Below are 15386 nucleotides of genomic sequence, written 5' to 3' on the forward strand. Positions count from 1 at the left end.
TATGTCAGAGTTAATTCCATTACAAAAAGAAGGTCTAACAGAGCAAACAGCTAATGAAACACGTTTAGCACTTCGAAACGATCCAGAGGTAGCATCTATTATCAAAGCAGTTGATTGGCGTGATGCTAACGATATCTTAACTTTAGGTAAAGAGCCATCTCAGGAGCTATCACGTTTTACAGATAAAATTCTACATTCTATGACATTATCAAAACTAGATGATTCAAGTGATTTACTAAAACAACTTGAAAAAGTCATGAACAAATTTGATAAAGATGAGATTTTGAAAGAACCTAGCTTCTTTGGTAAACTATTTAATCGCGCTAAGAAAAGCATTGATTCTTTATTTGCTAAATACACATCACTTGGTGGTGAAATTGATAAAATTCATCAGCAATTTATGATTATTGAAGATGAATTAAAGAAAAACAACGTCGATTTAGAAGGCCTTTATCAAGAAGATATTCAATACTACTTAAATCTTGAAAAATATGCTGTTGCAGCTGAAATGAAGCTAGAAGAACTTCGTCAACAAGATATTCCTAAACTTGAAACACAAGTAGCTGCTGGTAATCAAATGGCACGTATTCAACTAGAAAATCTTCGTACAGCCGAAGAAATTCTAGACCGTAAAGTTGACGATTTAGAAAAAGCACGTATGGTTGCTGTTATTGCAGCTCCTCAAATTAAAACCATTCAACGTGGTAATAATGATTTAATCGCTAAAATTAATAGCGCCTTTGTAACAACGATTCCAATCTTTAAAATGGGCATCATTAATGCTGTCAATGCCAAACGTCAAAAGCTTCATGCAGATTCAATTAACGCCTTTGAAGATCGAGCTAATGAAATGCTCCGTGAAACAACAAAAGACATTATGAATCAAAGTGTAGATATTGCACGCAGAACCGGTACATCAAGCATTAAAATGGATACCATTGAAGATATGTGGGATACCATTACTAAAGGTATTGATGAATACAAACAGGTAAAAGATGAACAAGTTATCCAACGTCAACAAGACCGTAAACGTCTAGAAGAAATTCGCAATGAAGCAAAAGATGTATTTAGTGGTCAATAAATAATTCTTTTAAGCACAGTGATTATGTAATTGCTGTGCTTTTTCTATGCCTAGATATAGATATGTAATGGCATTGTGGACCATTTATTAAATTCATTTTTAGTTGCTGTAATTCTTCAATAAATGATATGCGTGCTAAAGAAACATCGCATGCTTCTACGGCATGGATGTATGTTGTTAAAAAAGCTAGGTATTGTTTTTTAGTATGTTTTTTCTTTCTTAAATAGAGTGATACCATTTCAGCATTAAAAAGAGTGCGTGTTGTAAAACCAGTCATCGCATTACGGCCTTTACCAAAAGTACGCGTTAACACAATGTTAGAATGCTTTAGAAGCTTGTTTAAAGTACTTTTAGGGATTCCTAGAGTTTTACATAGCTCTCGCTGAGTTGTCCATAAAAATCCATCTTGATGTGGTTGAGCTTCGATATATGTGATTAGATCTTGCTCCCATTCACTTAAATGGCTACGCGTACGAGCTGCACGTTCTTTTTTATGCTTATACCAGCCTTTATAGTTTACATACGGTTTTACGTTTGTATACGCTTCTGTTAATTGCTCAATATAAAAACGCTCAGGACCTTGGTAACGCCCACTATAGGCGGATTTCATAATGGCATGAAATTCACGTGCAGACAATGGTTTGAGAAGCTGTGCATTAAATGAGCCTAATGTGCACATTGCATCTGAAAATGAGATTTGATCAGCATAGCATGCTAGCGCCAGTGTGAATAATGTATTATTACGTCCTAAAACTCCTTTTCCACCATGAATATCAGGTGTTTGTAGCAGCGCTTTAAACCACTCTTGTTGTGTTAAGGATTGGCGTTGTGAGTTGTTTGACACGAAAAATGAGATTGTGTCATCCTCTTGCTGTTGCGACCAATTGATTAATTGAGAAATATCATATGTATGTGTCAAATCTACCCACAGCACATTTTTTTTTGTAGGCATGCGGAAAAAACCAAAATCATTGCAAAAGATATCTGCACCTACACAAGTAAGACTTTTCTTGAGTTGTGCAGCTATTTTTTTAGCCACAGCTAATCCAACCCCTCCTTTTTTCAAATGAAGCGGCTTACTTAAAATAAAATAAAGTTGATAGCCTCTTGTCGATTCTAGTAACAGTGTCGGTGTACCAATACTATCGTCCAAGCAAGCAAGTAAAATTTCTTGAGGAGAATAATTTTTTGTATCAATATCGATTACAAATGTATTCACTTGTAAAAGGTTTTGTTCTTCGAAGCCCTTTACATATTCTTTATAGCGATTCGTATAGCGATATTGTAAATAAGGATTCGGCGTAAAATGTGAGTAGTTATTTACACGTGAACATAATTGTTTTTTCGATGTAATAATATCGCCTTGTACTCCGTAAGCTGTTTGCAAATGTTCCTTTTGTTTAACGGCAAAAATACCGCCTTGTCGATTTGGTGTTTTCTCCATATTTTGTGCTGTTCGTAAGCTATCATGAAAGAGTGTATTAATAAAATCTTCAAAATGAAATTGCATAGGTATCCTCCTCTCGCTATTGTTAAATTATTATAAGCGAAAAAAAAGGTTACTTTTTACACTATCTCGTTTTTTGAAACCGTGATAAACGCTGTCATATCAAGTGTTACAGCGTTTTTTGAACAGTGATTCAGTTGTCAAAGTGTGCAACATACTACCGCAAAAATGAGATTTTGAGATTTTTAGTTTATATAAAAAATGCCGATTTGAGTTGTCAATAAAAGATTTTATACATATAACAAAAAATTTATTGGGTAGATGCAACCGCTTAAAATGATTTATTGGGTAGATGCAACCGCTAATTTTAATGGAATAAAAGACCATTTTTTATTGTTTTACAATAAAAAACAGCAAAAATAGCTTAATTTATTGGGTAGATGCAACTCAAAAAAAATTTTATAGGGTGTATCCACTTTTTGTGAAAAAAAAGTGAGAGCAAAATAGCACATAAAAAGCATCTTTTTTATAAAAATAGTTGATTTTTTTGATTTATTGGGTAGATGCAACGCTTAAAATGAGATTGCATGTAAAAAATGAGATTATAGAAAAACATTGATAAATCAGTATGTTCAAGAATTGTCAGAATATTTTATTGGGTAGATGCAACACTTAAAATGAGATTTTCAGCGCTTTATTGGGTAGATACAACCGCTATTTATTGAGCAGATAGAGCAAAAACATAAGATTTAATAAGAAAAAGAGTTTATTGGGCACAATATGCACGATAATGATATTTAATAGAATGCTTATATAGCAGGCTTTCTTTAGCAATTAATTAAATTTATTGGGTAGATGAGGTATAAAAATGAGATTATGTAGATAAACAAGGAGAAGTATTGGGCACATCTTGCAATAAGAGTGGTTAATCGATATTTTATGTGCCCGATAATTTATTGGGCACATATTACATAAAAATGAGATTATAAGATTTTACAATGGAGTTTTGATATACTTTTAATAAATATGAGAATAAAGGAGGCTGTATCCCCTATGGATTATTCAGCGATGCTTGATAATGTATATTTAACGAAGGATTTACAACCACTCGCAATTTGTGAAGCGGTACAGCCGTTATATATTGACGAATTTGAGCATGTAGCAGAATGGACAACTGATGTGATGATGATGCAACAAGAAGATGATTATAAGCCATCAAAAAGTTTTCAAAAACTTTTAAATTTTGTGCAGCTCATCATGCTCGATAATCGGGCATTTCGAAAAATTGATTTGCGTGAAAAACTAGCGGATGATACTCAACGTCATTTATTAGATCAAGTTATGCGCCCAGTTTTAGAAGAGGGTATTAAGCCAAAACCCGTTAAAAAGAAAAAGACTACGCCACCCAAAAAAGAACCAAAAGTAAAAAAACAAGAACTTGATAATATCAAACAGCCATCCCCTTCTAAGCCCTTTGATGATTTTATAATTGTTGAGCATAAGCCAGAGGAGCAGTTATCACTTGATATGCCAGATATTGGAACTGAACAAATTGTATCGGCAATAAAAGATCAGGAATATTTAATTACAAACTCTAGCCATAGTTATCAAGCTTTGCGTGATTTAGTAACAAAAAAAGATTTTGAGGAAAATGAAGATGGAGATTTACAAAAGGAAATTGTCGTAGATGGTGTGAAGCAAGGGACTGCGGAAATTCGTACAGATGAAGAAATCCAGCGATTACCAGCGGATACATTAGAAAAACAACGTATTTGGTTTTCACTCTTAGAATCAACGAATTCCGCTTTAGATGAACTATCTGCTGACTTATTTGATTTAATTGCATTTTCTTGGATGAAACAGCCTAAAAATGATTATGGCTATATTCATTTTGACAGTGACCAGGCATTACGATTAAAATTTGAAGACCCTTATGAAAAGTCATTCCGTGTACGAGAAAAAGAGCGGTTTGATATTATGCAGCGTGTTGCGACACTTGCATCTGTTTGGATTGCGATGGATAATGATGATTTCATTGTTATCAACCCAGAAACTGAAGATATTGACCGCCAAAATTATGAATTTGCAGATTTCCATCCATTATTCCAAATAGGCTCAATTGAGATGGCATATGACAAAAAAACAAAAAAAGCAAAAGGGATTTATTCAGTAACCATTAAACCCTCACCTTTAATCGACCGATTGTTAATTCATAATGACCAAGCATTTGCCTATTTAGATTATAAGGTATTTCAATACAATTATTATAAACATCGTCAGCATAAGCGGTTAGTGCGCTTTCTAAATTCGGAATGGAAAAACCAACGTAATTCAGAGGCATCAACCTTCCGTGTAGGACATCTAATTGAAATTATGGATTTTGGGAAAAATAGTGTACACGGGGCACGTTTGCGTGAGCGTGTAGAAAGAGTGCTAGATGATTTACTAAATGATGAAGTGATTAAATCTTGGAAGTATACAGAGCCATTTGAAGAAGTTGAAACGGCAAAACGATTATGGTATTTACATGTGTGGGAAAAACTAGATATTTCTATCACGCCCCCAGATCAACTTGTTGTAGAAAACAAACGTATTGCAGAATTGAAATTAGCTTCTAAAGTAATTGATGTTCCGCATGAGCCCGTTGAAGAAGTCGAAGAATTATCTTTAATGGAAAAAGTAGCATTTATTATTGAAGAACGAAGTATTACGATTAAGGTGGCAGCAGCAGAGGCGAATGTTTCCTACAGTACATTACATCGGTATTTAAAAAATCCACCGAAAAAGATTTCAATAAAAAATAGGAAGCCATTAGAAGCTTATTGTGAAAAATGGTTCTCACTTGTACAAATGAATCATAATAGTTAATAAGTAAAAATGTTTACAAGTAAACTCCGTTCATTTGAACGGAGTTTCTTCTATAAATATAGAGTTTTAAATGTAGGCAAATTTATAGGAAAATGAAATAAGAATTGCTAGTATAGAGATATCTTGTGAAAGTAGAAAGAAGGTCATAATATGAAATTAAGCATACTAGATCAAATCCCTATTGCTAAGGGAATGACGGCACAACAGGCGCTACATAATAGTGTAGCTTTAGCGAAGAATGCAGATGACCTAGGCTATGAGCGTTTCTGGCTGGCAGAACATCATAACACACGTACATTAGCAAGTAGCGCACCAGAAATTACCGCAACATATATTGCAGCACAAACAAATCGTATTCATGTAGGAACTGGTGGCATCATGATGATGCATTATTCTGCACTGAAGATTGCGGAGCAGTTTAATACGTTAAGTGCTTTTGCTCCAGGGAGAGTTGACTTAGGTTTAGGTCGTGCTCCGGGCGGAGACTATGCAGCAACGTATGCTTTGGCACAAGGGAAGCGACCTTTTGTAGATGAACAATATAATAAATTAATGGCTATCCAGCAATTGATGGCAGGAGAAAGAGCCGATGATCAAGCATATACAAATGTAATAACAACACCAGCTAAAGTTCCATTAGCTAGTATGTGGTTACTAGGCTCTACTGGACAAAGTGCAGCAAAAGCTGCAGATTACGGTGTAGGCTATTCATTTGCACAATTTTTTAATGGGCAAGCAACAAAGGAAATTTTTGATTTATACCGTGAACGATTTATTCCATCTGATTTTATGAAAGAGCCTCAAATTATTGTTAGTTATGCGGCAACAGTAGCTGATACAAAAGAGGAAGCAGAATATCGTGCGAAATCAATTGATATCTCTAGACTACAGTTGATGCGTGGTGAACCGCAACAAGCACTTACGCCAGAAGAAGCTCAAAATTATCCATTGTCGGAAATGGACTTAGCAACAATTGAACAAAACCGTAAATTACATTTAGTAGGTACTAAAGAACAAGTAGCTGAACAATTGCTAGCAGACCAACATTTATATGGTTTTGATGAAGCTATGATTAATTCAAATCAATCTACTTTTGAACATCGATTAGAAAGTTATCGTTTATTAGCGGAAGCACTTATTGATTAAAAGCTGAAATAAAAAAGACATCGTCAATAATTATTGACGATGTCTTTTTTAGAGTAAGTTAAGTTGCATAAGGCATGCTTCATTTTATGCGGGAGAAAAAAGATTAGTAGAAACAGTTTAAATGAATGTTCCACGTGAAACATTCATTTAAATATGTAATCATGTAAACATTTTTACTATTTTATTTATTTACTATTTTCATGTATAATAAATAACAACTATAGTATAAGGAGGGTTTTTAGTGACAAGAATTATTACGTTTGCAAACTTTAAAGGCGGTACAGGAAAAACAACAAATGCTGTCCTTTTCGCATATACACTTGCAAAACAAGGTTATAAAGTGTTAGTTGTTGATAAAGATCCACAAGCAAATGCGACAACATTTTTATTAAAAACGTATATGACTGAACGTGAGGAAACACCAGTTATTTCAAATTATATGTTAGATGGTGTAAAAGCTGGCGATTTAGCTACAACAATTTTTACGATTCACGATAATCTAGATTTAATTCCCAATACGCCAACATTCCACTTATATCCTAAATTCTTACAAAAGAAATTTCCGGGTATGACAGACCAGGCTGAGCGTGAACGAATTTTCTACTTCCGTGAATTATTAAAATCAATTCAAGACGAGTATGATTTTATTTTAATTGATGTTCCGCCGACTATTTCAGATATTACAGATGCAGCTCTTGCAGCAACTGATTATGTCGTATTGGTTTTACAAACGCAGGAAGCATCATTAGATGGTGCAGAAGTATTTATTAATTATTTACAAGATCTACTAGATGAAGATAAAGCACAATTAGAGATTGTTGGTATTTTACCGGTAATTTTAAAAGCAGATTCGCGTGTAGAACAAGCAACGATGCAAAATGCAATTGCTATTTTTGGTGAAGAAAATCTTTTCGAGCACCGTGTGAAAACAATGGAGCGTATTAAACGTTTTAACTCAGTGGGGATTACAAATGATGATATGCATGATCATCGTGTACATAATTTGTATGATGAAATTGTCGATGAGTTTATTAAACGTATTGTGGAAATTGAGGAGGATTAATGATGGCAAAAAAATCGTTATTACGTCATGATCGTGCATTACCTGATCATTTAAAATATAATAAGGATGAAGTAAGTGAAGAAATTAAAAGTGTAAAATCTGTTCAACATAAAGCAGCGATGCTACGTGTTGATGAAGAGACGAAAAATCGCATTTCAAATTTAGTGAAAGTATGTGAATTTAAAAGTGCGAATGAATTAGTAAATGATATGATTGATTCATATATGAAGTCATTAGATGATGAACAGCGTCAAGATGTAGAAGTAATGAATCGTATTTTAAATAAGTAAAAATGTTTACAAATATACATGTGTAATTATATTAATGGATAGTTAGAATGAATTAATAACTAATTACGCCAAAGTTAGTTAATTAGAGAATAACTTTGGCATACATAAAAACCCGTTCAAAAAGTTAATGGCTTTTTGAACGGGTTTTATAATGTAAAAATGTTTACATTTTTACGTGTTTATTTTTAAAGTACGAATAATAGCTAATTAATAATACCTCTAAATTTTCCCACAAGAAACGCAACGACGATCTGGATCATCTTCTCCATAAATACGGAGTTCTTTTACGACACCACAGCTTTCACATTGTCCCATTGAAATTTGTGGAAGAATACCCTGGCGTGCTAAAGGCAGCCATTCGGTCATATACATCTCGTAGGTCATGCCATAGTCAATTAACATAAGTTTGCCTTCTTTATTTAATGCGTAATTACTACTGTCAAAAATATCATAACAATCCATTTCATCTTTTAAAAGATGAATGGATTGTTTTAATGAATCTGTTACACGTGGGTCTGTTTCAAAATCGATTGCATAATTTCCAAAGTCAGCTGGAACAGGACGATAATAAGGCTGGACACATATTTGTTCATCCATGTGTAAAACAGGTGCAACATTGGCATGTAAGTTTTCTTTATATAAATGTTCATACATTTTTTGTTCTAGATAGCTTTGTTTCTTTCCAAGCGGATGTAAAAATGTTTTAATGACAAACTGGTCAAAGCGATCCACTTTACGTGTAGATCCTAAGCCAATAAATTTTCCTACGGTTTTGGGGGTTACGTGTAATAGTTGAATCATAGCTAACCAGCTCCTTCAATCATTTTATAATTAAATCTATTATATAACAGAATACAAAAAAATCAAGTAGTTATAGAACAAAAATAAGTGTAAAATGAGAATATTTCAGTTTTAGGTAGTTAAAACAATAGAAAAAGAGCTACACAGTGTGTGCAGCTCTGATATATAACAGATTGTTTATTCGTAGCTGAATTGCCATTCTATATCGTATTTATCTCGTATTGACCCATAAAGAGGACTAAGGAAAGTTTCTTGCAAATCCATTAAAATGTCACCCTCTTTAGAGAGATTAGTAAATGCTTGACGCATAAATTCTTTATCATTTGAAATAATGGCCAATGTAATATTATTACCAATTGAGGCAGGTGCGTCGCTAAATGTATCAGAGAACATAATTTTTTCTCCAGCCACTGATACATACCCATGCATTACTCGATTTTTAGCATCCATCGGTATTAAATGCTCAGGGTTTTCAGGTGCCTCGCCAAATGTCATAATAGATGTATCGTTACTTTGGAAAGCATTGGCGTAAAAAGTGATAGCTTCTGTTGCCTCGCCATTAAAAATTAAATAAGGTGTAATCAATGGAATTTCCTCCTTAAAGATAATATGGTATTGTTATTCCCTTTTGACAAAAAAATACTCTATGAAGGTGATAAAAATGGATACAACAAATATGACGGAACAGCAATTCATTGAATGGTATCAAGCGAATGAAAAAGGAAAATATGAAACACCTAGCATGACAACCGATATGATTATTTTTACGAATCAACATGAGAAACTTCAACTATTACTAATTCAAAGAAAGCAACATCCTTTTAAGCAGAGTTGGGCATTTCCAGGGGGCTTTGTTGATATGGACGAAGATTTAGATACTGCAGCTCTGCGTGAGTTGCAAGAAGAAACTGGACTTCAACAAATTTATGCAACACAGTTATATACATGGTCAGATGTAAATCGTGATCCTCGGATGCGCGTAATTAGCGCATCTTATTTAGCACTTGTAAATCGAGAGGCGTTATTGGCTGCAAAAGCAGCTGATGATGCAGCTGACGTAGCTCTTTTTACGATTGAACTTCCTGTTGTGAAAAAATATGTAGGAACACAGCGTATAATGTTACGCTTAAGTCATCCACAGAAAGGAACGTTGTCAGCTGAGCTGGATATTACGTATACACAAGTTGGAAAGCAATTACATGAAAAAATAAATATTGTTGAACAACAAAATATCGCATTTGATCATGCTAAAGCAATTGTCTATGCAATTTTACGTATGCGAGAAAGAGCACAAACTTCACCATTAGCACTTGAATTGTTACCAGAAACATTTTCGTTTGAACAACTCAAACAAGCATATGGGGCAATTATGAATGAGCAATTAGCTAAATCAACTATCTTACAGTACGTTGAAAAGATAAATAAGGATATGTATCAATTTAAACAAGTTTAAATGTTTACAAATTTACTTGTTGATGAAATATTCTTATAAGAACCAATAAATAAAACCCCGTATGCTAACGTTATTTGCTAGCATACGGGGTTTTTGTTTATTTGTAAACAAGTTTATTAATTTACGAACTGCGTTTGCGATACATCATATAGCCATTTAATGAAACTGTAGAGTTATCAAAAAGTGTAGCTCCACGTTCATTTGCACGTTTTGGCGCTATCTCACATTCTGTTAATACAGCTTCACTATCACCTTCTAAATAAAATTCATCTTTTTCGTGTTGTTTGAATGTGCTATCTGTAAAGGTAATTTGACTAGATTTTCCACGCACACCATAATCGGCTCCACCAGCAATAAAGCATTTCTTTCCAATAAGTGTACTTTGATCAATTGTGATTGTCGGATGGAGATGGTCTGTACAAGTTACCATATTAAAGGTAGCGTTCACTTTATTTGTTAATGCTAAAGCGGTTCCACCATTATTAAAATGAATTTGTTGTAATTGTAAAGTAGAACGAGTTGCATCAAATTGTATTGCAAGGTTTTGCGAGAATAAGACATCTAATAAATTAAATGAGCTACTTATTGCACAAATACCATGTTGTTTATTTTTGGATATTTGACTATCATTTAATGTTACTGTAGCACCCTTTGTATAAATTCCACTACCATTATTGATGAAATTTACATGCTCTAGTGAGAGTGTGCAATATTCACTAGCTAAACCATATTGATTAGCGCCACTAAATTTTCCTTGAGTCAATAATAAATGACCGTTTTCAAGACAACGAATACCATCTAATTTTTGGTTTTCACATTCGATATTATTAATAGTTAGTTTGCTATTATTTGCATAAATTCCATAAGTACCATCATATAATGTAAGATTTTTGAAAATAGCTTCACTATTAAGTAGATCGATATTAATATCCATATTATTATGGAATGTTAGATTTTCAGCCGTTCCACTACTGCGGTCGTTAATCTGCAATGCAATTGCATTTGAATTTGAGATTTGAAGTATATCAATTTTAAATTGAGTTTGTGCTAAGAAGATAGCTGGAAAGTCAGATGGATGCCCCATCACGATAATATTTTGTAATCGTATTGCACTATTATTTACATTGATTGCATTTCCTCCACAACGATCGAAACGACAATGTGTAATGTCAATATCACACTTAGCTGCCAATGTAATATGATTTTTAGCCGCAATGATAAAGGCACAATCGTTAATTGTACCAGTAACTTGCTCAGCTAATAAAATGGCACTAGCTAGCTCAGATTGAAATTCACATGCTGTTAGTTTGCAATTTCCACCAACAGCTTCTAGTTGAACGCCCCGGTGTGTCATAAAATGTGTAGTGCTAATAGAAAGCTCAGATTGTGTAGCAAAAATGGCACGGTGGCTACCACGATAAATAGCTGTATTATCGATATGTAACTGGCAATGATTTAATTGAATTTGAGCTTTTTCCTTTCCTTTATGCTCCATAATTTTACACTCAGTTAAATAAATCGCGCTATTTTGACCTAAGATGGCATGATGTTCACCATATGTTAATTCCATATGTTTTGCGCGGAATGTAGAATTTTGTGATGCAGTGATTTGTGTATCTGTTGTTTCTGTAAAAAGTGTTGCAGAAACAGATGCTTGACTATCGATTAATATAAGATGCTGTTTCGCTTTTTGAAACTGACTATTCGTTAAAATCATTGATGATTGAGCAAGTTCAATTTGCGTCCCCATTGTATGTTCAGAGAAGTAGCTTGTAGAAATATTGAGTGTTGTTTTTTTCGTTGCAACAATTGCTTGCACAGCTTGTTGAAAGCGACTATGAGTACTTGTTAATTGACTTTCTTCCATATAAAGATGTGTTTTTAATTGATTTTTAAAGAGTGTGTGATCAATTGTTAATTGGCATTCTTTCGCAAATATTGCGTAATATTTACCGTTAAATTGACATTTTGATAAATTGATTGTTGATTGAGCCACTGCTAAGAAAGCTTTGTTCGCTTCCTTAGCTGAGCTTTCAAAATAACAATCTGTCAAATTAATTGTTGAGTTTTGAGCTAAAATTGTATGCTCCGTATAGTTGCCTGCAAAACAACAATTTTCAAAATGTACAGTGGCTTCCTTCATTTCTAAAACATTTTCGAAATGTAAATTTTGGACTGTTGCCTCTACATTAGGTGCTACAACAAGATCACCTATAATACATACAGCACCATGTCCATGAATGGTTACAGGTTTACGTAGGACTAGCACTTCATCATAGATGCCTGCAGAAACTTCTAAACAATCGTTATCTTCTGCATGTTCCAAAGCCTCTAATAAAGACTGATAAGCCCCTTCTTTATAACGTGAAACGTATAATGTTGCCATCGAAACTCCTCCTTTTGTTTATTATACAAAATATTTACATGAAGTGATAATGCAATTCTTATAATCATTATATACATATAACAAACTACATAGAAAAGATATACCGTATGTAGATTGGTTTATTTTTTATACATGTCTATAATAATCGGCTGCCTCTATAGTAACTTCCCGATTTAAGCTAGTATTTTTTAATTTTTTCAAAAAAATTCAATAATTTGAAAAGAAAACATATTAAATTTCAAAAATTTGCTATAATTGACATATGATTTAGTAAAAATAGCAGACTAATTATTTACTATTTTTCCTAAATTACTTTTCTAATCTGGGACAATTTGAATTTTAAGATTAGAAAAAGCCAGCAATGTCACAGGGGTGTGACGGATTTTGCTGAGCGAATTTATATGAGGAGGGTTTTATATGCGTTTAGAAAACAAAGTAGCCATTATTACGGGTGCTGCAAATGGTATTGGGGAAGCAGCAGCGAAAAAATTTGTGGCTGAAGGAGCAAAAGTCGTAGTGGCGGATTTTGCTGATCATGGCGAAGAAGTGGCGAAAAATCTTGGGGATTCAGCTCGCTTTTTCAAACTAAATGTGACAGATAAAAAGAGCGTAGCAGAAATGGTGCAATTTGCAGTAGATCAATTCGGGACAGTTGATATTCTTGTAAATAATGCCGGCATTACACGTGATGCAATGTTACACAAAATGACAGATGAACAATTTGATCAAGTAATGAATGTGAATGTTAAGGGTGCATTTAATTGTACACAAGCTGTATATCCAATTTTAAAAGAGAAGCAATATGGTCGAATCATTTCGACATCTTCAGTAAGTGGTATTTATGGTAACATTGGTCAAACAAACTATGCGGCTTCAAAAGCGGCAATTGTTGGAATGACGAAGTCTTGGGCAAAAGAATTTGGCCGTAATGGTGTAACAGCAAATGCCGTAGCACCAGGTTTTATTAAAACAGCAATGGTTGCTGCAATGCCTGAAAAAGTAATTGAAAAAATGGAAGCGACTATCCCATTACAAAAGCTTGGTGAACCAGAAGATATTGCTAATGCGTATGCTTTTTTAGCTTCTGATGAAGCAAAATATATTACAGGGCATGTCTTACATGTAGATGGCGCGATAATGATGTAAGCTATATAAGTTGAGAGTAACGGTAATTCGTTACTCTTTTTTTATTCTGAAAATGCGTCATATATACAGGTATTTTAGATTAAAAAAGAAGAGAATGGGTATAGTCTACCAAAAGACATATATAGCTAGATGACGTTGGATGCGCTTATCATTTCAAATTGTTGACTTAATGAAAGGCGGGAAAATATATGAAGGCAGTCATGAAAAGAATCGAACGAGATGCTATTGTGTTAGAAATGGACGGACAAGAATATAAATTAATAATGGATAGAGACATGACACAGTATGTACATGTCATAATGAATGAAGGTTTCTATATTGAACCTGTACATTCTGACAAGCAACGAGAATTACTTATGATCTCTGATAATCCAGATGCAGACATAATGCTAAATAAAGTAATCTCTAATTCTTCAAAATTACCAGATGTTTATCAGTAAGATAAGGCGCATAAGGCGAGAGCTACAAATGTCTCAATATAAATGAAAGAGGCGGTGAGTATGAATAGCCAAGCGATGACGTGTTCAAAATGTAATCGAATTTTGAGTTTACAAGATCGTATTGAAATAGATCATGGTACGTTTACAGCGCTACATCACCCAACTTATGTTTACACATGCCCACATTGTGGACATATTGAAGCGAGCCATGATGACTTTGAAGAGAATGAACACTCTATTTCGTCATAAAGCCCAAAGGAATCGTGCACTTGTTACGGTTCCTTTTTTACGGTTAATATGTTTACAAGTAATTTTTTTTACAAATAAACAAAAAATCCATTCTTTGTAACAAACAAAGAGTGGATTCCTTTTTAACGATAATAATTTAATAAAGACTGTGCAAAAATAAGTGCAATCGCGATGACAAAAGCTGTTAATAATATATAGCTTGTACGCCATAATAATCGTTGTTGTTGTTCATGCGCTTCTAATAAAGCATTTTCTTCCTCTTCTGTTAATCCATCAACGATGACTTCAGATTTTTCGTTAAAGAGATAGGAGAATAAAGCTATCATTAAAAATGCGGTAATAAATGCGATAATACCTAAAAGATACATGGCCGCACACCTCCATACGTATATCATCGGTTATAAAAAAATGGTTTTTAGTAATGTACTTTAATTTCTTACAAGTTGGTAAAGTATCATGAATTGTACGAAGTTTCTTTTTGTATGAAAGTAAAAATGTTTACAAATATACAAAAGGTCAACGTTATGCTTGTTTAATAGCAAAGTAATTATTTTCTGGATCAGAAAAATTAAACACACGTTGTCCAGGCATATCCACAATTTCACCTACTGTAACATTTGCTGCTACTAATCGGGCATGGAGCTTCTCTAAATCGGATGTTGCAAATAATAATGAAGGTGTTGCCATATCGAGTTCTGGAGACATTTTCATTATTTGTTCGCGATTATGTAAAATGATGGTTGTTTCCGCATTTGCATGTGGTGAAAGTTCAATCATATACATATCACCATTCATTACTTCATTTTTAACAACAAAATCAAAATGCTTTACCCAAAAATCACGAATTTCTTTTTGATTTTCTACATATAGCATAAGTTGTGCAAGTTGCATACGTATACCCCCTTCAAAATGGTTAATTATTTGGTTCATATGACATTAAATTTAAATAAATTTCATATTAATAAACTTAAAATAACTATATTTTAGACTATCTTCTATTATATACTATAAACAAG

The 15386-nt window shown here is 33.5% G+C and carries 15 protein-coding genes; 9 read left to right on the plus strand and 6 right to left on the minus strand.

The genetic code is table 11. From position 1 onward, the window contains the following. Nucleotide 1: 1 nt before the first annotated feature. On the plus strand, nucleotides 2-1081 hold the full coding sequence (locus ACFSY7_RS07560) for a toxic anion resistance protein (protein ID WP_139993714.1): 1080 nt from the start codon (nucleotides 2-4) through the stop codon (nucleotides 1079-1081). Between the two features lie 22 nt (nucleotides 1082-1103). Here ACFSY7_RS07560 and ACFSY7_RS07565 read toward each other — a convergent pair whose 3' ends face one another. Further along, entirely contained in the window at nucleotides 1104-2591 is a 1488-nt protein-coding gene (locus ACFSY7_RS07565; RefSeq protein WP_380147422.1) for a primase C-terminal domain-containing protein, read from the minus strand. Between the two features lie 990 nt (nucleotides 2592-3581). Here ACFSY7_RS07565 and ACFSY7_RS07570 point away from each other — a divergent pair. The 4 genes from ACFSY7_RS07570 (at nucleotide 3582) to ACFSY7_RS07585 (ending at nucleotide 7895) form a co-directional block, all read left to right on the plus strand. Continuing rightward, nucleotides 3582-5396: an XRE family transcriptional regulator gene (locus tag ACFSY7_RS07570; protein ID WP_380147423.1), complete on the plus strand. Its 1815-nt coding sequence runs from the start codon at nucleotides 3582-3584 to the stop codon at nucleotides 5394-5396. 150 nt (nucleotides 5397-5546) lie between these two features. Continuing rightward, nucleotides 5547-6542, plus strand: coding sequence for an LLM class flavin-dependent oxidoreductase (locus tag ACFSY7_RS07575; protein ID WP_380147424.1), 996 nt, complete (start codon nucleotides 5547-5549; stop codon nucleotides 6540-6542). 241 nt (nucleotides 6543-6783) lie between these two features. Then, on the plus strand, nucleotides 6784-7605 hold the full coding sequence (locus ACFSY7_RS07580) for a ParA family protein (protein ID WP_126991541.1): 822 nt from the start codon (nucleotides 6784-6786) through the stop codon (nucleotides 7603-7605). 2 nt (nucleotides 7606-7607) lie between these two features. Then, nucleotides 7608-7895, plus strand: coding sequence for a DUF5388 domain-containing protein (locus tag ACFSY7_RS07585; RefSeq protein ID WP_126991540.1), 288 nt, complete (start codon nucleotides 7608-7610; stop codon nucleotides 7893-7895). A gap of 219 nt (nucleotides 7896-8114) precedes the next feature. On the opposite strand, the gene ACFSY7_RS07590 is transcribed toward ACFSY7_RS07585, so the two are convergent. Next, nucleotides 8115-8696 carry a hypothetical protein gene (locus ACFSY7_RS07590; RefSeq protein WP_380147425.1) on the minus strand — a complete coding sequence of 194 codons (582 nt, stop codon included), beginning with the start codon at nucleotides 8694-8696 and terminating at the stop codon, nucleotides 8115-8117. Between the two features lie 177 nt (nucleotides 8697-8873). Then, on the minus strand, nucleotides 8874-9281 hold the full coding sequence (locus ACFSY7_RS07595) for a VOC family protein (RefSeq protein ID WP_380147426.1): 408 nt from the start codon (nucleotides 9279-9281) through the stop codon (nucleotides 8874-8876). Nucleotides 9282-9357: 76 nt separating this feature from the next. Here ACFSY7_RS07595 and ACFSY7_RS07600 point away from each other — a divergent pair, with 76 nt between their 5' ends. Further along, complete coding sequence (locus ACFSY7_RS07600) at nucleotides 9358-10149, plus strand: NUDIX hydrolase (RefSeq protein ID WP_158621047.1); 792 nt, start codon at nucleotides 9358-9360, stop codon at nucleotides 10147-10149. Nucleotides 10150-10270: 121 nt separating this feature from the next. On the opposite strand, the gene ACFSY7_RS07605 is transcribed toward ACFSY7_RS07600, so the two are convergent. Further along, entirely contained in the window at nucleotides 10271-12535 is a 2265-nt protein-coding gene (locus ACFSY7_RS07605) for a right-handed parallel beta-helix repeat-containing protein (RefSeq protein ID WP_380147427.1), read from the minus strand. 417 nt (nucleotides 12536-12952) lie between these two features. On the opposite strand from ACFSY7_RS07605, the gene fabG reads away from it, so the two are divergent. The 3 genes from fabG (at nucleotide 12953) to ACFSY7_RS07620 (ending at nucleotide 14370) form a co-directional block, all read left to right on the plus strand. Next, nucleotides 12953-13681, plus strand: coding sequence for a 3-oxoacyl-ACP reductase FabG (gene fabG / locus ACFSY7_RS07610; RefSeq protein WP_126991535.1), 729 nt, complete (start codon nucleotides 12953-12955; stop codon nucleotides 13679-13681). Nucleotides 13682-13869: 188 nt separating this feature from the next. Further along, a complete protein-coding gene (locus ACFSY7_RS07615; protein WP_380147428.1) occupies nucleotides 13870-14121 on the plus strand; it encodes a hypothetical protein in 252 nt (83 codons plus the stop codon). 60 nt (nucleotides 14122-14181) lie between these two features. Further along, a complete protein-coding gene (locus ACFSY7_RS07620; protein ID WP_126991534.1) occupies nucleotides 14182-14370 on the plus strand; it encodes a hypothetical protein in 189 nt (62 codons plus the stop codon). A 122-nt stretch (nucleotides 14371-14492) separates the two neighbouring features. On the opposite strand, the gene ACFSY7_RS07625 is transcribed toward ACFSY7_RS07620, so the two are convergent. Then, a complete protein-coding gene (locus tag ACFSY7_RS07625) occupies nucleotides 14493-14738 on the minus strand; it encodes a hypothetical protein (RefSeq protein ID WP_126991533.1) in 246 nt (81 codons plus the stop codon). Nucleotides 14739-14892: 154 nt separating this feature from the next. Next, nucleotides 14893-15261, minus strand: coding sequence for a VOC family protein (locus tag ACFSY7_RS07630; RefSeq protein WP_380147429.1), 369 nt, complete (start codon nucleotides 15259-15261; stop codon nucleotides 14893-14895). Nucleotides 15262-15386 lie beyond the last annotated feature (125 nt).

The organism is Kurthia populi (assembly GCF_042686175.1).
Taxonomy (GTDB): domain Bacteria; phylum Bacillota; class Bacilli; order Bacillales_A; family Planococcaceae; genus Kurthia; species Kurthia populi.